Origin of the sequence: Konateibacter massiliensis (genome assembly GCF_900184995.1) — a bacterium.
GTDB lineage: Bacteria > Bacillota > Clostridia > Lachnospirales > Lachnospiraceae > Lachnotalea > Lachnotalea massiliensis.
Genome location: NZ_LT860099.1, coordinates 15,127 through 31,641, shown reverse-complemented (window position 1 = coordinate 31,641; position 16,515 = coordinate 15,127). Strand labels below are relative to the sequence as shown.

Annotated in this window: 21 protein-coding genes; 3 read left to right on the top strand and 18 right to left on the bottom strand. The window is 41.1% G+C overall.

The window, feature by feature from the left end; translation table 11 throughout:
• From fabZ to acpP, 7 genes are all read right to left on the bottom strand, one after another.
• Complete coding sequence (fabZ, locus tag CTY48_RS05675; RefSeq protein ID WP_099467560.1) at nucleotides 1-423, bottom strand: 3-hydroxyacyl-ACP dehydratase FabZ; 423 nt, start codon at nucleotides 421-423, stop codon at nucleotides 1-3.
• Nucleotides 424-437: 14 nt separating this feature from the next.
• Entirely contained in the window at nucleotides 438-869 is a 432-nt protein-coding gene (gene accB, locus CTY48_RS05670) for an acetyl-CoA carboxylase biotin carboxyl carrier protein (protein ID WP_099467559.1), read from the bottom strand.
• A gap of 1 nt (nucleotide 870) precedes the next feature.
• The gene (fabF, locus tag CTY48_RS05665; RefSeq protein ID WP_099467558.1) at nucleotides 871-2,106 is read right to left on the bottom strand and encodes a beta-ketoacyl-ACP synthase II; all 1,236 of its coding nucleotides are present in this window, start codon (nucleotides 2,104-2,106) and stop codon (nucleotides 871-873) included.
• A 36-nt stretch (nucleotides 2,107-2,142) separates the two neighbouring features.
• Nucleotides 2,143-2,883, bottom strand: coding sequence for a 3-oxoacyl-[acyl-carrier-protein] reductase (fabG, locus tag CTY48_RS05660; RefSeq protein WP_099467557.1), 741 nt, complete (start codon nucleotides 2,881-2,883; stop codon nucleotides 2,143-2,145).
• Nucleotides 2,884-2,906: 23 nt separating this feature from the next.
• A complete protein-coding gene (fabD, locus tag CTY48_RS05655) occupies nucleotides 2,907-3,821 on the bottom strand; it encodes an ACP S-malonyltransferase (protein WP_099467556.1) in 915 nt (304 codons plus the stop codon).
• A 127-nt stretch (nucleotides 3,822-3,948) separates the two neighbouring features.
• Nucleotides 3,949-4,872 (bottom strand): enoyl-[acyl-carrier-protein] reductase FabK, encoded by a 924-nt coding sequence (gene fabK / locus CTY48_RS05650; protein ID WP_099467555.1) that lies wholly within the window; start codon nucleotides 4,870-4,872, stop codon nucleotides 3,949-3,951.
• Nucleotide 4,873: 1 nt separating this feature from the next.
• On the bottom strand, nucleotides 4,874-5,104 hold the full coding sequence (gene acpP, locus CTY48_RS05645; protein WP_099467554.1) for an acyl carrier protein: 231 nt from the start codon (nucleotides 5,102-5,104) through the stop codon (nucleotides 4,874-4,876).
• A 216-nt stretch (nucleotides 5,105-5,320) separates the two neighbouring features.
• On the opposite strand from acpP, the gene CTY48_RS05640 reads away from it, so the two are divergent.
• Nucleotides 5,321-5,824, top strand: a complete 504-nt coding sequence (locus tag CTY48_RS05640; RefSeq protein WP_099467553.1) for a flavin reductase family protein — start codon at nucleotides 5,321-5,323, stop codon at nucleotides 5,822-5,824.
• A gap of 165 nt (nucleotides 5,825-5,989) precedes the next feature.
• On the opposite strand, the gene CTY48_RS05635 is transcribed toward CTY48_RS05640, so the two are convergent.
• The 4 genes from CTY48_RS05635 to CTY48_RS05620 all read right to left on the bottom strand — a co-directional run bounded on the left by CTY48_RS05635 (nucleotide 5,990) and on the right by CTY48_RS05620 (nucleotide 8,928).
• Nucleotides 5,990-6,964, bottom strand: a complete 975-nt coding sequence (locus CTY48_RS05635) for a permease prefix domain 1-containing protein (protein ID WP_099467552.1) — start codon at nucleotides 6,962-6,964, stop codon at nucleotides 5,990-5,992.
• Nucleotides 6,964-7,254, bottom strand: coding sequence for a PadR family transcriptional regulator (locus CTY48_RS05630; RefSeq protein WP_334293745.1), 291 nt, complete (start codon nucleotides 7,252-7,254; stop codon nucleotides 6,964-6,966). Before CTY48_RS05630 ends, CTY48_RS05635 begins: the two co-directional genes overlap by 1 nt.
• A 303-nt stretch (nucleotides 7,255-7,557) precedes the next feature.
• Nucleotides 7,558-7,995 carry a hypothetical protein gene (locus tag CTY48_RS05625; protein WP_099467550.1) on the bottom strand — a complete coding sequence of 146 codons (438 nt, stop codon included), beginning with the start codon at nucleotides 7,993-7,995 and terminating at the stop codon, nucleotides 7,558-7,560.
• A 180-nt stretch (nucleotides 7,996-8,175) separates the two neighbouring features.
• Nucleotides 8,176-8,928 (bottom strand): hypothetical protein, encoded by a 753-nt coding sequence (locus CTY48_RS05620; RefSeq protein ID WP_099467549.1) that lies wholly within the window; start codon nucleotides 8,926-8,928, stop codon nucleotides 8,176-8,178.
• A 285-nt stretch (nucleotides 8,929-9,213) separates the two neighbouring features.
• On the opposite strand from CTY48_RS05620, the gene CTY48_RS05615 reads away from it, so the two are divergent.
• Entirely contained in the window at nucleotides 9,214-9,555 is a 342-nt protein-coding gene (locus CTY48_RS05615; protein WP_099467548.1) for a DUF1292 domain-containing protein, read from the top strand.
• A 94-nt stretch (nucleotides 9,556-9,649) separates the two neighbouring features.
• Here CTY48_RS05615 and CTY48_RS05610 read toward each other — a convergent pair whose 3' ends face one another.
• Together CTY48_RS05610 and CTY48_RS05605 are read right to left on the bottom strand one after the other, a co-directional pair.
• Nucleotides 9,650-9,937 carry a hypothetical protein gene (locus CTY48_RS05610; RefSeq protein WP_099467547.1) on the bottom strand — a complete coding sequence of 96 codons (288 nt, stop codon included), beginning with the start codon at nucleotides 9,935-9,937 and terminating at the stop codon, nucleotides 9,650-9,652.
• Between the two features lie 24 nt (nucleotides 9,938-9,961).
• On the bottom strand, nucleotides 9,962-11,962 hold the full coding sequence (locus CTY48_RS05605) for an ATP-dependent helicase (protein ID WP_099467546.1): 2,001 nt from the start codon (nucleotides 11,960-11,962) through the stop codon (nucleotides 9,962-9,964).
• A 169-nt stretch (nucleotides 11,963-12,131) separates the two neighbouring features.
• Here CTY48_RS05605 and CTY48_RS05600 point away from each other — a divergent pair, with 169 nt between their 5' ends.
• Nucleotides 12,132-12,647 carry a transcription repressor NadR gene (locus CTY48_RS05600; protein WP_099467545.1) on the top strand — a complete coding sequence of 172 codons (516 nt, stop codon included), beginning with the start codon at nucleotides 12,132-12,134 and terminating at the stop codon, nucleotides 12,645-12,647.
• Between the two features lie 104 nt (nucleotides 12,648-12,751).
• Here the strand turns inward: CTY48_RS05600 and CTY48_RS05595 are convergent, their stop codons facing one another.
• From CTY48_RS05595 to CTY48_RS05575, 5 genes are all read right to left on the bottom strand, one after another.
• A complete protein-coding gene (locus CTY48_RS05595) occupies nucleotides 12,752-13,387 on the bottom strand; it encodes an ABC-2 transporter permease (protein ID WP_180272650.1) in 636 nt (211 codons plus the stop codon).
• A 14-nt stretch (nucleotides 13,388-13,401) separates the two neighbouring features.
• Nucleotides 13,402-14,058, bottom strand: coding sequence for an ABC-2 transporter permease (locus CTY48_RS05590; protein ID WP_099467543.1), 657 nt, complete (start codon nucleotides 14,056-14,058; stop codon nucleotides 13,402-13,404).
• A gap of 8 nt (nucleotides 14,059-14,066) precedes the next feature.
• Complete coding sequence (locus tag CTY48_RS05585; protein ID WP_236354775.1) at nucleotides 14,067-14,945, bottom strand: ABC transporter ATP-binding protein; 879 nt, start codon at nucleotides 14,943-14,945, stop codon at nucleotides 14,067-14,069.
• Nucleotides 14,926-15,306 carry a GntR family transcriptional regulator gene (locus CTY48_RS05580; RefSeq protein ID WP_099467541.1) on the bottom strand — a complete coding sequence of 127 codons (381 nt, stop codon included), beginning with the start codon at nucleotides 15,304-15,306 and terminating at the stop codon, nucleotides 14,926-14,928. The genes CTY48_RS05585 and CTY48_RS05580 overlap by 20 nt, the downstream gene beginning before the upstream one ends.
• 244 nt (nucleotides 15,307-15,550) lie before the next feature.
• Nucleotides 15,551-16,426, bottom strand: coding sequence for a YitT family protein (locus CTY48_RS05575; RefSeq protein WP_099467540.1), 876 nt, complete (start codon nucleotides 16,424-16,426; stop codon nucleotides 15,551-15,553).
• Nucleotides 16,427-16,515 lie beyond the last annotated feature (89 nt).

Sequence of the window (16,515 nt, the reverse complement as noted above, 5' to 3'; positions counted from 1 at the left end):
TTAACCTATCGCAAATGTAAGTTCAGCGACAACTGCCACTTTTCCGTCTACATATGCCTTGGCACTGCCAATTCCCATAGGTCCTTTTTGCTTTATAATTTCTACTTCCAAGGTCAGCACGTCTCCCGGCACAACCTTTTTCTTAAATTTGGCGGAATTAATCGCGCCAAAATATCCGATTTTTCCTTTGTTCTCAGGAATACTGAGCATCGCAACGGTTCCCACCTGCGCCAGTGCCTCAATAATCAATACACCCGGCATAACCGGCTCACTTGGAAAATGTCCGTTAAAAAACGGCTCATTGTAGGATACGCATTTCGTTCCCACTGCTCTCTTGCCCGGTTCCAGCTCCTCAATCCGATCGATTAACAAAAACGGCTGTCTGTGAGGAATAATATCCATGATTTCTTTTATATTTAACATACACGTTATCCTCTCTATGCTTCCCTGATTCGAAACAACGGCTGTCCGTATTCTACCATGTCGCCGTCTTTTACAAGAATTTCTTCTACCACGCCGCTGCATTCACATTCAATTTCATTCATGAGCTTCATCGCCTCAATAATGCCGACAATCTGCCCTTTTTTCACGGTATCGCCTTCTTTTATAAAAGGCTCCTCGTTAGGACCCGGTGCGCTGTAAAATACACCGACCAAGATAGACTGAAGCACTTTTCCCTCAGCACTCGCCGGTTTGCTTTCTGCCTGCTGTGCAACTATCTGCTGCGGCATACCTCCTGCCACCGAGACAACTTGTGTCTGCGTATTTTTTTCAAGTGAAAGCTTTACGTCTCCCTCCTCAAACACGAAATTCGTGATGGAGGAATCGGATACCGCCTTGATTAGCTTTACAATATTATCAAATTCCATTTTACACCTCACTGTATTTTTTTACTAAAATACTTGCATTATGACCGCCAAATCCCAAGGAATTACTTAAGGCATATTCAACCGATGTCTCTTCGCCCTGCTGCATATAATTCAAATCTAATTCCTCATCCTTTACCTGATAGCCGACTGTGGCATGAATATAGCCTTCCTGTATTTCCTTGACACTGGTGATAAACTCAATCGCTCCTGCCGCTCCTAAAAGGTGTCCTACCATCGACTTAGTTGAATTGATTTTCATGTTGTATGCATGGTCTCCAAATGCCAGCTTGATTGCTCTTGTCTCAAACAAATCGTTGTGATGTGTGCTTGTTCCATGGGCATTGATGTAGATAATGTCCTCTTTTTTAAGCCCTGCTTCCTCAACCGCATTTGTCATCGCTCTTGCTGCGCCTGAGCCATCCTCTGCCGGTGATGTGATATGGTAAGCATCACTCGTTGTACCGTAACCGACTATCTCACCATAAATCTTAGCACCGCGCTTCTTTGCATGCTCCAATTCCTCAAGCACCACGATGCCTGCGCCCTCTCCCATGACAAAGCCGCTTCGTTCCTTGTCAAACGGAATGGAACAGCGTGCCGGATCTGTGGAGTCAGAAAGTGCTGTAAGTGCCGCAAATCCTCCTACTCCGATAGGAGTTACGGAGCCTTCTGTTCCGCCTGCTACCATAACGTCTGCCTCGTTGCATTGAATGCTTCGGTATGCTTCTCCGATGGAGTTTGTTCCGGTCGCACAAGCCGTCACTACATTGATGCTCTTTCCTTTCAGCCCAAACTGTATGGAAACATTTCCTGCTGCCATGTTAGATATCATAAGCGGAACTAAAAGAGGATTGATTCTTCCCGGTCCTTTTTCCAATAATTTAGCATGCTCTCTCTCCAATGCCTGTAAGCTTCCAATACCGGAGCCAACTGATACACCGACGCGATAAGCATCTTCTTTTTCTAAGTCAAGCGCCGAATCCTCCAGTGCTTCCTTCGTTGCCGCTACGGCATATTGGCAAAACAATTCCATTCTCTTTGCCGCTTTGACGTCCATATAGTTCTTTCCTTCAAAGCCTTTTACCTCTGCCGCAAGCTTCGTTTTATAGTCTGTCGTATCAAACTTCGTGATTTCTCCAAAGCCTGTTTTTCCTTCTCTTACACTGCTCCAAAATTTCTCTACATTTAATCCGATCGGTGTGATAGCACCCATGCCTGTTATTACTACTCGTCTCATTCTATTCTCCTTTTCACATGAAGCTGTGATTTCGTGTTACATTGCCATTCCGCCGTCAACGCTGATAACCTGACCCGTAATATAATTTGCCTTGTCTGACGCCAAAAAGCATACAAGATTAGAAATATCTTCTGTCTCTCCAAATTTTCCCAATGGTATCTGAGCTGCCGCCTGCTCTTTTACGCTGTCCGGCAAAACCTCTGTCATTTCTGTATGAATGAAGCCGGGCGCAACCGCGTTTACCGTGATTCCTCTGCTAGCAAGCTCTCTCGCCGCCGATTTCGTAAGTCCAATTACTCCTGCCTTTGAAGCGCAGTAATTTGCCTGCCCCATATTGCCAAGGATGCCGGATACGGAAGAAATATTGATAATTTTGCCCGCTCTTTGCTTTAGCATCTGTCTGGAAATATGCTTGATGCAGTTAAATGTACCCTTTAGATTAATCTGAATTACATCGTCAAATTCCTCTTCCTTCATTTTCATGAGAAGGTTATCCTTTGTGATGCCTGCATTGTTTACAAGAATATCAATTCTTCCGTGCTCTTTAATGAGCTCTGCGATAAGCCCTGCCGACGCTTCAAAATCGCTTACATTGCACTGGTATGCCTTTGCAGCTCCGCCAAAATCAGTAATCTCTTTGATGACTTCTTCCGCTTTTTCCTTGGAGCCGTTGTAGTTGACTGCCACAAAAGCGCCCTCTCTTGCCATGGCAATTGCTATCTCTCTTCCGATACCTCTGCTTGCCCCTGTAACGAGTGCTATTTTTCCTTTTAACATTTTATTTCTCCTGTCACTTGGATTTACAGCTCTGTCAGTTTTTCCAAGTCCTCATATTTTTCTATATTCATCACTTTCACTGTCTTATCTATCTTCTTCATAAATCCGGATAAGGTCTTTCCCGGTCCGATTTCAACAAAAGTGTCTACCCCTTCTGCAAGCATCTTTTCTACGCTCTGCTGCCATTTTACCGAGGAATAGACCTGTTTTTCCAAAAGGTCCGTGATTGGTGCTTTATCGGTCACATAGTCTGCTGTGACATTACTTACATAAGGTATTGCCACATCTTCTAATTTTGCCCCATCCAGCACTGTTTTAAGCTTTTCTCCTGCCTCTTTTAACATAAGAGAATGGAACGGACCGCTTACATTGAGCTTTAACACTCTTTTTGCTCCTGCCGCCGTCAATGCCTCTCCTGCCGCCTCAACCGCCTTTTCCTCCCCGGAAATAACAATCTGCCCCGGACAGTTGTAGTTTGCAATCTGTACAATACCGTCTACTGTTTTTAATGTTTCTTCAATTTTTAAGGTTTCAAGTCCGAGAACCGCCGCCATTGCACCACCTGTCGGCACTGCTTCCTGCATAAAACGTCCTCGTTTTTCCACTATTTTGAATGCCTCCTCAAAGCTAAGCACTCCTGCGGCAAGCAGACCGCTGTATTCGCCAAGACTTAACCCCGCACATACCTGCGGCTTATAGCCTCTGTTCTCAATTTCCGCAAGCATTGCTGCGCATACCGTCAGCATTGCAATCTGGGTATACTCCGTAATGTTCAGCTTATCATTCTCCTCAAAGCAAAGCTTTGTCATATCTTCGCTTCCAAGCTCGGTAGCCTTGTCAAATATGCTCTTTGCCACCTCACTGTTTTCATAAAAATCTTTTCCCATTCCTACATACTGGGCGCCTTGCCCTGGGAAAATAAAAGCTATTTTACTCATATCGTTTCTCCTATATAAGTGAATCTATAAGCAGATTCACTTGCCATAATTTCGACATTTATTTTGATTATCAAAGTATTATTTCAAAAAATTTTAGTATAGCCGAAAACCATACTAAAATCATTTGTTACAGCTTCAATAGCTGCTCTGCTTCTCTCATTATTTCCTGAATTATTTCCTTACAGGTCTGCTCTTTCTTTATTAAACCGGCAATCTGTCCCGCCATAACAGTTCCATCCACGATATCGCCCTCAACTACGGCTTTTCGAAGGGAGCCAAGTGTCAGGTATTCAAGTTCTTCAAATCCTGCCCCTTCTTTTTCCATGCGATGGTACTCTCTTGTCATCTTATTTCTAAGCTGTCTTACCGGATGTCCCGTAGACCTTCCCGTCACCTCAGAATCGATGTCCTTTGCGCTGATAACGCGCTGCTTATATGCCTCATGAACAACGGCTTCGTTTGCAACCACAAAACGGGTTCCTATCTGTGCTGCCTCTGCTCCAAGCATACGGATTGCGGCAAAGCCTCTTCCGTCTCCGATACCGCCTGCGGCGATAACAGGGATTTCCACTGCATCAACAACCTGTGGAACTAAAGTCATAGTTGTCTGCTCACCGATGTGTCCGCCTGATTCGCAGCCTTCTGCGACAACTGCGTCTGCTCCGTATTTTTCCATACGTCTTGCAAGCGCAACGGAAGCAACAACAGGAATTACCTTGATGCCTGCGTCCTTCCACATGCTCATATATTTTTCAGGGTTTCCGGCTCCTGTTGTGACAGCCGCTACCCCTTCTTCCACTACTATCTTGGCAATCTCCTCTGCATGAGGACTCAACAGCATAATGTTTACGCCAAACGGCTTATCTGTCAATTGTTTTGCCTTTCTTATCTCTTCTCTCACTACCTCTGCCGGGGCATTCGCAGCACCAATCAGCCCAAAGCCACCAGCTTCTGACACGGCTGCAGCAAGATTGTGTTCTGCTACCCATGCCATTCCCCCTTGGATAATTGGATATTCAATTCCCAAAAGCTCTGTCACTCTGGTTTTCATATTATTCTACGCCTTTTCCTTTTAAGTAATCTACTACATCTCCTACGGTAACTAACTTTTCCAAATCCTCTGACGGAATTTCCACTGAATACTCATCTTCCAGCGCCATTACAAGCTCAAATAAATCTAAGGAATCAGCTCCCAAGTCTTCCTTAAAAGAGGTTGTCAATGTAATTCCACCTGCCTCTGTGCTTAACTGTTCTGCTATAATTTCCTTCATTCTTTCTAACATGAGTTATTTCTCCTTTATTCTACATTGTTTTGAATTACAAATAGTTTGATATTCAAAGTATATATACTTTCCTTTTTTTTGTCAAGATTTTTTTTAGATATGTATGGCTGCGTTGTTATGAAGCATGTTGCAACTACCTTTTAAGTGCGTACTTGTCAAAAATATTATTTTAACATATGATAAAGATACAAAAAATAAATATTCGGAGGTAATACGATGTTAAAAGAAGTAAACTTAAGCGAACTGAATGTAAATCCTTTTCATTTAATCGGCAAGGACTGGATGCTGATTTCTGCGGGGGATGAGCAAAAATACAATATGATGACAGCAAGCTGGGGCGGACTTGGCGTTATGTGGGGCAAGAACGTTGCCACAACCGTGATTCGCCCGCAGAGATATACATTGGAGTTTGTGGACAGCAAAGATTTTTATGCCCTCAATTTCTTCGGCCCGGAACATAAAAAAGCACTTGGCTACTGCGGTGCAAATTCAGGACGTGACGTTGATAAGACAAAGGAAACAGGACTTACCCCTGTCTTTGATGCAAATGCACCTTACTTTGCAGAGGCAAAGCTTGTGTTAATCTGCCGCAAGCTGTTCAAGCAGCAGTTGGACCCAAATGGATTTGTTGAAAAAGACCTAGATGAACACTGGTATCCGGAGAAGGATTACCATCATGCATTTGTTGGCGAGGTTGTACAGGTGTTAGTGGAAGCATAAAAGTGTGAGCAGAGCTCACACTTTCGTGCCCGAGCGGGTTGCGAAGCAACTGCTTCCTCTCCGCGAGGTGCGCATCATATTTTTATAACATAGGAATGTTCCTATGTTATAAAAAGTGTGAGCTTTGCTCACACTTTTTTCATTCCTTCTATCCCATTCTTACTTTCACTGTTTTTCTTGATTTGCAGCAGAATAAGCCGCACAAAATCCTCCGAACAAAATACCTGTTATTGGAAATATAACCCAGTTTATACCCCATTTCTGGAAAACAAAGCCGGAGACCAAAAAGATGCAGACTGCTATTGGCCAGACAATACTTGCCACAACACCGATTAACCTTCCTTCCTTCTTTTTCCTCGGATCAAATTCCTCAACCTGAAGCAATTGATTGCAGGCAGTCACCGTGCTTCCTGACGTAATCAGAATGAAAACTCCTATTGATACCATCGTCAATAAAATGGAACCGCTATAATTACTTGCCGACTCACTAATGATATCTCCAATCACTGAGGGCAATACAGACAATATCAACAGACTTACTCCCACAATCAGCCCAATCATTCTTCCTTGCTTTGCTTCATTGCATATATTTTCTATCACTCCTCTTGCAGAAAGTGTTAGGCGAAACCTATTTTCCTCTACAAACTTAAAGCGCTCAAGTTTGGTGCCGCTGTATATAAACATGCCGATAGCAGGTACGAGAAAGATAAACAGAAAAAGAGGGGAAATATTTTCTCTCGCTCTTGCAGACATCTGAGTAAAAATCAGATTATCCTCAACCGCCTGATCGAAAGCTGATATAAATGCAACACCCAAAATAATTAAACTCACTCCCACACCAATTATTTTGTTTGAGCCGCGTTTTAGGGCGATGTACTCCTTTGCCTCCTCCAGATTTACGTCAGGAAGTTGTTCCTCGCTTAATTCTGTCGAAATTCCCATTTCATTTAAAATTTCGTCTACGTTTCCAAACTCAGATATCACAATGCCGATTGCTTCATTTTCAGTTTTGCCTTCCCTTTTTAATTCATGGAATTTCTCCTCCATGCTGTCCTGTAAATCTAACTTTAGTCTCAGGATTTCATCTGTGTGCGGCAACCCGTTAAAAATACTGTTTAAATAGCTTTGAATTGTCTCCATTATTCCATCTCCTTAATAAATTTATTTACAACTTCCTTAGTCAACTTCCACTCTTCACATTTTTCCTTATAATACGCAATACCCTCCTGCGTTATTTTGAAATAGGTTCTTCTCTTTCCTTGTGTTTCCTCTCCAAAATAGGAGGTGATATATCCGTTTTTCTCAAGTCTTGCAAACGCGGAGTAAAGTGTTGTTTCCTTCATCACATATTCCTCCTCTGTAATCTGCCGGATGTTTTTTGATATTTCATATCCGTAAGAGGAATTTTCCAACAATAAACATAAAATCATAATATCGTTATATCCGCGAATAACATCACTGCTAATCAACCAATCACCTTCTTTTCTATCCTGATGTATCAATTACTACGACTGTCGTACTTTATCTGTCGTAGTAATCATATCATAATTACTACGACAAGTAAAGTACTTTTTTATTTTGTCGTGCCGAATACAGTCACGTAGTGACATCTTCCACTTGCATTCGTGCGCATAATTAGTTTTATATATAGGAAATTGCAAAGAAATTTCCTATATATAAAAAATCCATCACAGAGCTCTCACTCTATGATGGTTTCCATCTTTTTCAACCTGCTATTCCTTATTAATATAACGCATCTTTCCTTGCTTTTTCTTTGGAACTTCACCAATTTCACTTTCCTTTATCTCAAATGACTTTGACAAATCACGTGCTAATATCGTCGCACATTCTTTGCAATATTTGCCGAAACGGATATCGATACCACACCGCCTGCATTTGATAAATACCTCAGAGCTTTCCGGAATTTCCAATTGCCCATTCCTTAAAAAGTTATCTATTTTACGAACCGGCACATTGCAGCCCTTTGCAACTGCCAATATAGTTGGTATACCATTTTCTTCTATGTATTCTTTTACAATTCCAAAAGTACTCTTTTCCTCAAAGCCACAGGCAGAACATTTTACAATTTCGGGTATTATCTGCTTATACTCACCACCGCATAAAGGGCATGTTGATGGGTCTGCCTTTGGCTGAATACGGATGCCTTCCATCTTTTTCACCTCATATTTACTCGTTTTCTATTTTATTTATACTCCTGACTTATTTTAACATATTTGGAAATTTTATTCTACTTATTCATAAAAAAGAGGAGTTTCCAATCATATCAAAAAAGCCAAACCAAACACAAAGCAACGAGTTGATTTGTGTCGATTTGGTTTTCTATCTAAAACTTAAAACGTGTAGAACATGTCATCATCATCAAATGAATCATTTTCATATTCTTTCGTCCAGTCAATATTATTTGTTCTCTTTACTTTTGCCGGCTGTCTTGCATTTGCTGCCTTTGCCTTCTTATTGGCATCATTTTTTTTCTGCATAGCCTTTTTTTCTTTTTCCAGACGCTTTACAATGTCCATCTTATCCGGTTGTTGTTCCTTAACCTTCGTATCTTTTGTCTCATTGCCTCTTCCCCTGGAATCTTTCCCGTGGTTATTTCTTGACTGACCATAATCATCATCTTTGTCCTTGTTATATCTCGGATTGTTATAATTTGGTCTCTCATTTCCGTCCCTTTTCCGGAAATCTTTTCGTTCCGTGTTACCCGGTCCCCTATACTCTTTTCTCTCCGTACCATTCTGTCCTCGATACTCTTTTCGCTCTGTACCATTCTGTCCTCGGTACTCTTTTCGCTCTGTACCATTCTGTCCTCGGTACTCTTTTCGCTCTGTACCATTCTGTCCTCGGTACTCTTTTCGCTCTGTACCATTCTGTCCTCGGTACTCTCTTCGCTCCGTATTATTCTGGCCTTGGTAGTCTCTCTTCTCGCCATTGTTGCTTCTGAAATCCTTTTTGTCTCCATCTGTACCAGACTTAAAATCCTTGTTGTAACTGCTTCTAGGTTTGTACTCCTGTCTGCCCCCATTATTGCTATTTGAATAGCTCCCTCTACTGGTACGTTCTTCACTTGTACTACTGCTAACCACGAAAGTTTCTCCTCTCAAATTTTATAAAATTCTATCATTTTCATTTTATTATAAAACTGGATAATGTCAACATATTTTTTTCATTTTCCCCCTTTTTTATATATATTTAAGATATGATACCAAAATTAAAAGATCATGTGTTTCATTCCAGCATGAAAAAACATGATTTTAGGGCCTGCAAAAAAATATTCTGGTTGCATTTCGGGCATAATTCTGTTACATTAAACATACTTATACTTTTAATAAAGTATTCCATTATATTAAGATTGAAAAGAGGATCAATAAATGAGTAAACATGATGAAAATTGCGATTGCGGCTGTAACGAAGAAGTTGGCTTTGACGTGGAATCTACTGTAACCTTGACTTTAGACGATGATACTGTTGTTGAATGTGCTATTTTAACAATTTTCCCTGTGGATGGTAAGGATTACATCGCACTTCTTCCGCTTGACGAAGAGGGTGAAAATGAGGAAGGTGAGGTATTTTTATACCGTTACACAGAAGATGAAAGCGGAGAACCTCAGTTGGCAAACATCGAGGATGATGACGAGTACGAGCTTGTTGCAGATGCTTTTGATGAATTGTTAGATTCCCAAGAATTTGATGAGCTTGATTCAGAGGACTAATCCCTCTGTGATAAAAAAAGAATGACGGAAAACCGTCATTCTTTTTTCATATACTAGGAATTTCCCAGTATGAAAACTATTTATGAGCACCTTGCTACCTATGAGGATTCACGCTGTCCCACAGCTCTTTTTGCGCTTCATACTGCTCATTCAACCACTCCACGGCTGCCTCCTCACCCTCTTTGCTGAATTCAAATTCTGCCGTCTGCTTCTTCTCCTCTTTTGTCATTTCATAGGAATACGGCTCCGGCCAAATCGTTACCTTTAATTTAACCTCCGGCTCCGCTTCCTTGTTTAAGCGATATCTCATCCCCTTCATGCTGCCCGTATAACTCTCTTTTTTCAGAAAATTAAAGGAAACAAAGTTGTTTTTATCCAACATCCTCCTTCGTCACTCCAATCTGTTTTATTGTTTTAACTGTATATACTGGTTGCTGATGCAAAAATTGCTGTCCAGCACCAATACCCGCTCACTCTTCTTAAAATAAATAATCAGCTTATCCTTATCCACGGCTTTGATTATGCCCTCGCCATATTTCTTGTGAATGATTTCTGTGGACGGCGTCAGCTCTTGCTTGCTCACAATCAGCTCTCCGACAAATCTGGACACCTCAAGCTTTTTCCCCAGCCTCTCCTCAAGGGAATAGACATAAAGCCGCTCCTTCGCTCTTGTGAGGGCAACATAGAACATTCGTCTCTCTTCCTCTAGATCTGCCTCTACCACTGCCTTTCGAAACGGGGTAATACCCTCATTCGCATCAATAACAAATACGTGCTTGTATTCAAGCCCCTTTGAGCTGTGCATGGTGGCAAGCGAAATGCTGTTGTTCTGATTGTTTCGGTTCTTCATCTGGGCACGAAGCTCGTTTGTGTATTCCTCCATATGAAGGAACCATTCTCCATAAGTTTTAAAGGGCTTTGCGCTCTCCTGCAATTCATTCAGTGTATCAATGAGTTCATCCGGCTTAATCCGCCTATATTCTGCGTATTCCGTCAAGTACTCCTCATAGCCGATTCCGTGACGAATATAGTTGATTGCCCCGTAAGGAGGCATTTTTGCCAACATTCTCAGGTCATATTCCAGCTTGTCAATCCGCTCAATCATCCAGTCCTTATCCTTATAAAATTCCCTCATATTTTCAAACGAAATCTGCATGCTGTCAATGCACTCGCGACTCACATAGCGCTTCGGGCGGTTGATAATCTGCAAAAATTCCTTTCTCTCTCTGGACCCGGTTGCCAGATTGATATAGGAAATAATGTTTTTCGCTATCCAGTGCTCATAGATATTCGGCAGAACATCCCGCATCTTAAACGGAATATTGTACTCCATCAGCTTTCCTATCAGAGTTCTTGGCTGGGTATTCGTCCGGTATAAAACAGCAATATCCTGAAACTCTCCGCCCTTCTTCCTATGTTCCAATATCCGTTCCACAATTTCCATGTTTTCTTCGTTCTGGTCCTTCCATTTTTTAATTTCTATCGGAATTCCCTCACCATGCATGGTGTGAATTTCTTTGTTAAAACGGCTTTTATTATTTTTGATAACCCGCACTGCGCCTTCCACAATTGCGCTTGTAGAGCGATAATTCATGTCAAGAAGCACCTTCACGGCATCTTTATAGTCTTCCTCAAAATGAAGCATAATTTCCGGTTTCGCCCCTCGAAACCGATAGATTGACTGATCATCATCGCCGACAATAAAAAGATTGTTCTGAGGCTTTGCAAGCATTCGGACAATATCGTACTGAATTTTATTGATATCCTGAAATTCATCAATCAAAATATACTCATACTTTTTCTGCCACGCCCCTAGAATATCCTGTCTCGCCGCAAACAGCTCATAACAGTACACAAGCATATCGTCAAAGTCAATCAACTTTGACTGTCTAAGCTTATTGTCATATTCCTGATAAATCTTTCGGAAAACATCCTCCGGACAGTTTGTGGAATAGTAATGCTCTAAGGCAATTCTATCATTTTTAATTAGGCTGATTTCCCCCGTGATATCGGAGATGAACTCACTTTCATCGTCAATTTCCAATTCGAATTTATGTATGATTTCCTTTAGAAATTCAATTCTCTGCTCTTCTTTTAATATATTTTCTGAACGAAAGCCGTAGGCATGTTTTAATATGGTAAAAAACACAGCATGAAATGTTCCGAAGGATACCGGCACACTTTTTCCCATCAGGCGTAAAAAACGCTCCTTCATCTCTGTTGCTGCTGCCTTTGTAAAGGTGATAACCAATATATTTGCCGGATTTACTCCGCATTGTTCAATCAAATATCTCGTTCTCTGGGTGATAACCATCGTCTTGCCGCTTCCGGGCGGTGCAATTACGATACATGGGCCATTGACATGTCTGACCGCCTGAAGCTGCCCTTTATTTAAATTTAAATCCATTTTTCCTCCATGTTTGTAAATTTACTGCTTCTTCTATTCTACTCTAAATTCTCTTAAAATCAAAGTGTATTATTTTGCATGTACTATTTGTGCAGAAATTCTATATACAAATCCAGATGGGTAAGCTATACTTTTAATATAGAACTTATTGACTAGAAAGGGATTGATTATGGACGTAGAAAGACGCAGAAAGCAAATTCTTCATACCTTGCAAAATTCCAAGACTCCTGTTTCGGGGGATACTCTCTCAAAACAAATGGGAGTGAGCAGACAGATTATCGTACAGGATATCGCCGTACTAAAGGCGGCGGATTATAATATATTGTCGACCAACCGTGGCTACATACTGTTTCCGGTCGCTTCTGTCAATCCCTCCAGAATATTTAATGTGACACACAACAGGGATCAAATCAGAGAAGAGCTATACGCCATTGTCGACTGCGGCGGCTTTGTCAAGGACGTCATGGTGAAACATGAGGTGTACGGTGTCCTTACCGGCAGCTTAAATTTGTCTTCTCGGCGCGATGTCGATGCCTTTATGAAAAAAGTTGAATCCTCCAACGCTGTTCCGTTGAATGTGCTAAGTGGAGATGTTCACTCTCACACCGTTGAGGCAGACAGCGAAGAGACTTTGGACGAGATTGAGCAAAGGCTTGATATGCTTGGTTTTTTAATTAAGAAATAAAAAAGAATTTTTCTATCATTACTATCACAAAATCCTTCATACTTCTCACTATGGAAGTATGAAGGATTTTATTAAATTATTCATGACAATAAAAGGGAAAATGCTTAACTAAATTCTTTCCGCTCATACAAAAATTCAGAAATCAAATAAGAGAATACCAATGCCGCAATTCCTGCTGCCAGCATAGAAAAACTTCCCATTTTCTCAAAAAGCACTGCCGGCGGCTTACTGCCTTGCAACACTTTTGACACAAGAGCGCCCAGCACACCAAGCATCATAAAACCCATCATCATCAAATTAGCTGCCTTTACATACTCAAGCTTCACAAAAAAAGGAATCATAAACGCATAGACAAGAAGACTCAACGCAATTCCGCAAACAATTCCTCCTCCCGTAAACTTTTGTCCATTTATCCAGGCAAAGCCTGCTTCCACTATAATACATATCAAATAAAACAGAGCAGCGGTAAGCAATACACTCTTATATTTTGCCCGTATAATCTCGTGTCTCATATAAGGAAGCGTCACCGTAAGTATTTCTGATTTATGCTTTCCCTCTGCTTCAAAGGCAATCATCGTGACAAAATATGCAAAAATCGGCCCTACCGCTGCTGAAATCGCACTATTTATCATTTCATACGGGGTGGCAAATCTAGCCAGAACCACAATAAACAGACAGATTGCTCCATATAGTAACAATTTATTTTTTATAAGCAGGAAATCTTTTTGTATCAGATTCATCGTGCCATTCCTCCCTAAAATTCCATTTTTTGAAGCAGATAAAGTGCAATGGCTCTGGAAACAAACAGAGCAGTCGCGGCAATGCCGATGCATATCACCTCATAATATTCACGCAGCCAGACAATTGATAAGAGCACAAGGCTGATATTTGTTGCCTCCCATATTCTTATCCCGATTATCACACTGCCTAGAATAAGGAATATGGAAATCCCTCTTACTACGATATCCCTAAATCGTAAATACAACGGTAAGGTTATACTTACAAACAGAGCGTAAGCACTAAATGTCACAAGCAGAGTCGATATGTCCAGCGTTTTAAAAACACTGATATGAAAAACTGTCATCAATCGCGCAAATATTTCGTATGCGGCGGTTATCCCAAAGAAGCCAAGCATCGCACTGAGATATCTGGAATTGACTATATTATCTCTTTTAAAAGGCATTGCCGTCAAAAGTGCCAGAGAGTTGTTTTGTTTGTCTTTTTCACTGACTGTCATTAATATCTGCCAGCCGAAGGCCACTGTCATCACGCTATATCCTACAATCGAGTATCCTATCGCACTGAAATTCACAGAAATTATGGTCAGTATAAATAACATCTGCAATATTACAAGTGCTGCATTTCCTCGAAATACAAGCCTGAAATCTTTTTTTACAAGTGCTAAATTCATATCCTTCCCTACCTTCCCATATAGGCAACCATAATATCTTCTATTGTCGGTCTTTCACACACTGCGCGTTCCATTTCCCGTTTTACCCGTTCCTTCTTATTTGTAAGCCCCTCAAAGGAAAATCCTCTCTCCTCAAGCAAGACAAACCATTTTTTGTTTTCCGCATTGAGCATTGATTTTTCTCCCTTTACCAAGGCGTGCCCTTCAAGCAGTCTGTCTTTTTCTTCATCCAGTATAACCTCTCCCTGATTCAACATAATGATTCTATCCGCAATCTTATCCAAATCTGTCGTGATGTGCGTGGAGAAAAACACAGTTTTGTCTTCTTCCTTCATAAATTCACGGATTATCTCTAAAAATTCCATACGCACCTTTGGGTCCAAGCCGGAAGTCGGTTCATCCATGATAAGCAGGTCGGCATGATGTGACAGCGCAAGTGTCAGAGAAAATTTCATTTTCATGCCCTTCGACAGCTCCTTTACCTTTTGCTTCTCGTCTAAATGAAATTTTTGGAGATATTCCTCGTAAACAGCATTATCCCAGTTTGAATAGGCCCCCGCAAATATTCTCCTCATATCTGCAAGCTTTAAATCCTCATACAAATAGCCTTGGTCAAACACAATTCCAATTCGGTTTTTGATTTCTTTTTCCGCTTCCTTTAATTCTTTTCCAAAAATCTTAATCGTCCCTGCATTCGCCCGTATCAGCCCTAAAATCAGCTTAATCGTGGTCGTCTTGCCCGCTCCGTTCATTCCGATAAAGCCCGTGACAACTCCCTTTTCTATTTTTAAATCAATCCCCTTTAGTACCTGATTTCCCTTTGTGTATTCCTTTTCCAAACCACTGATTTCCAACGCATACTCCATCTTACTTACCGCCTTCCTCATATAATATATCCATCATCGCCTGCATATCCTCCTTGGTGACGCCAATCGCCTTTCCAATCTGGTATGCCTCCAAAAGCTTTTCTTCCACCTGTCTCAGCCTTGCCTCCTTTAGCAGCTCCAAATTATTTGACATCGCAAAGCTTCCTTTTCCATGAACCGTTTTGATAAAGCCCTCTGCCTCCAACTCATCGTAGGCACGTCTTGTCGTCAGCACGCTGACCCTCGTCTCATTTGCCAAATTGCGGATAGAGGGCAACAGCTCGCCGTCTCCTATCTCTCCGGTCAAAATAGCCTCCTTAATTTGGTTTTTAAGCTGTTGATAAATCGGTATTTCACTGCTGTTTGATATAATAATATTCAAATTTTCCCCTCCAACTGTGTCTGGTGTGTTATATGTGTATTACTGTGATGTTTTATAATACACAGTATAGTGCTTAAATTTTATTTTGTCAATGGATTTTCAAAAAATTCTATACAAGAGGAAGCTTTGCCGGGATAACGTAAAGCAAGAGCTCAGGTTAGGGATACCCGCTTTAGCGACTGTCTCTAACCTAAGCTCTTGTTATTCTATTATAAATTTTCTTTCACAATATGGAACTGTCTTCCTAATCATTCGGCTTAATATAAAAATTCCCTTCCAACTGCTCTGTCTTAATAATATTGATAAATACCTTATCGTCCACCTCGCGGATTCGCGCCACAACCTTCTTTACCTCTTCCCTGCCCACAACAGAGTAGATTAATGTTCTCTCCTTCTTCTCGTAGGTGCCGAATCCGTGAAATGTGGTGGAGGCATGTCGTGTCGTCTCGCTGATTGCCTTTGCCACCTGTTCCGGGTAATCGGTAATAATAAACAGTGTATTCTTTTTGTAGCGCTTATAACATAAATGAACCATCTGGGTCGAGGTAAACTGGAATATAATGGAGTAAAGTGCCTTGTTCCAGCCAAACAGATAGCCCGCGACAAGCAACAGAACCGCATTTCCGACCAATATATAATTCCATGCGTCAATTCCGTATTTTTTGGATAAAAAAATTGCAATAAAATCCGTTCCGCCGCTTGTGGCATCTGCAAAAAGGCACATGCTGATGGCAGCTCCGGTCACCATTCCTCCAAATATACTGATTAACAAAATATCATACGTGATTGGGTAGGACGGCAGCAAATCGGTAAAAACACTTGTAAGCCCAATCGTAATGCAAGAAAAAATGGTAAACTTCTTCCCGATATATTTATAGCTTATTATAACCGGCACAGAATTCAGCAATATATTGATAACCGCAAAAGAAAGTGTAAGGTGAAAGAATTCCCTTGCAATTTCCTGTATCAGTATCGTGAGCCCCGTAAAACCACCCGGAATAAGTGCTCCCGCACTTACAAAGCTTTTGATATTTAATGCCATTATAATCGATGCCAAGACTACCCAAAAAACTCTTATCAAATCTTTTCGTAACGTTATTCGTTTTTCCTGAATGTCCATTTTTTATCCCTCTTCGTACATCTTACTATCCTTAGTATTTATTTCCTTGAACTACCTTAATTATACTCCATCCGGAGCACAGTGAATAC

Bases quoted from the DNA above. Each gene is read 5' to 3' on its own strand.
- CTY48_RS05595 (WP_180272650.1), bottom strand. From the start codon at position 13,387: ATGAATCTGATACAAAAAGATTTCCTGCTTATAAAAAATAAATTGTTA.
- fabD (WP_099467556.1), bottom strand. From the start codon at position 3,821: ATGAGTAAAATAGCTTTTATTTTCCCAGGGCAAGGCGCCCAGTATGTA.
- acpP (WP_099467554.1), bottom strand. From the start codon at position 5,104: ATGTTAGAAAGAATGAAGGAAATTATAGCAGAACAGTTAAGCACAGAG.
- CTY48_RS05610 (WP_099467547.1), bottom strand. From the start codon at position 9,937: ATGTTGGATAAAAACAACTTTGTTTCCTTTAATTTTCTGAAAAAAGAG.
- CTY48_RS05625 (WP_099467550.1), bottom strand. From the start codon at position 7,995: ATGGAAGGCATCCGTATTCAGCCAAAGGCAGACCCATCAACATGCCCT.
- CTY48_RS05640 (WP_099467553.1), top strand. From the start codon at position 5,321: ATGTTAAAAGAAGTAAACTTAAGCGAACTGAATGTAAATCCTTTTCAT.
- CTY48_RS05630 (WP_334293745.1), bottom strand. From the start codon at position 7,254: ATGATTTTATGTTTATTGTTGGAAAATTCCTCTTACGGATATGAAATA.
- fabG (WP_099467557.1), bottom strand. From the start codon at position 2,883: ATGTTAAAAGGAAAAATAGCACTCGTTACAGGGGCAAGCAGAGGTATC.
- CTY48_RS05590 (WP_099467543.1), bottom strand. From the start codon at position 14,058: ATGAATTTAGCACTTGTAAAAAAAGATTTCAGGCTTGTATTTCGAGGA.
- CTY48_RS05615 (WP_099467548.1), top strand. From the start codon at position 9,214: ATGAGTAAACATGATGAAAATTGCGATTGCGGCTGTAACGAAGAAGTT.
- accB (WP_099467559.1), bottom strand. From the start codon at position 869: ATGGAATTTGATAATATTGTAAAGCTAATCAAGGCGGTATCCGATTCC.
- CTY48_RS05635 (WP_099467552.1), bottom strand. From the start codon at position 6,964: ATGGAGACAATTCAAAGCTATTTAAACAGTATTTTTAACGGGTTGCCG.
- fabZ (WP_099467560.1), bottom strand. From the start codon at position 423: ATGTTAAATATAAAAGAAATCATGGATATTATTCCTCACAGACAGCCG.
- fabK (WP_099467555.1), bottom strand. From the start codon at position 4,872: ATGAAAACCAGAGTGACAGAGCTTTTGGGAATTGAATATCCAATTATC.
- CTY48_RS05600 (WP_099467545.1), top strand. From the start codon at position 12,132: ATGGACGTAGAAAGACGCAGAAAGCAAATTCTTCATACCTTGCAAAAT.
- fabF (WP_099467558.1), bottom strand. From the start codon at position 2,106: ATGAGACGAGTAGTAATAACAGGCATGGGTGCTATCACACCGATCGGA.
- CTY48_RS05585 (WP_236354775.1), bottom strand. From the start codon at position 14,945: ATGAGGAAGGCGGTAAGTAAGATGGAGTATGCGTTGGAAATCAGTGGT.
- CTY48_RS05575 (WP_099467540.1), bottom strand. From the start codon at position 16,426: ATGGACATTCAGGAAAAACGAATAACGTTACGAAAAGATTTGATAAGA.
- CTY48_RS05605 (WP_099467546.1), bottom strand. From the start codon at position 11,962: ATGGATTTAAATTTAAATAAAGGGCAGCTTCAGGCGGTCAGACATGTC.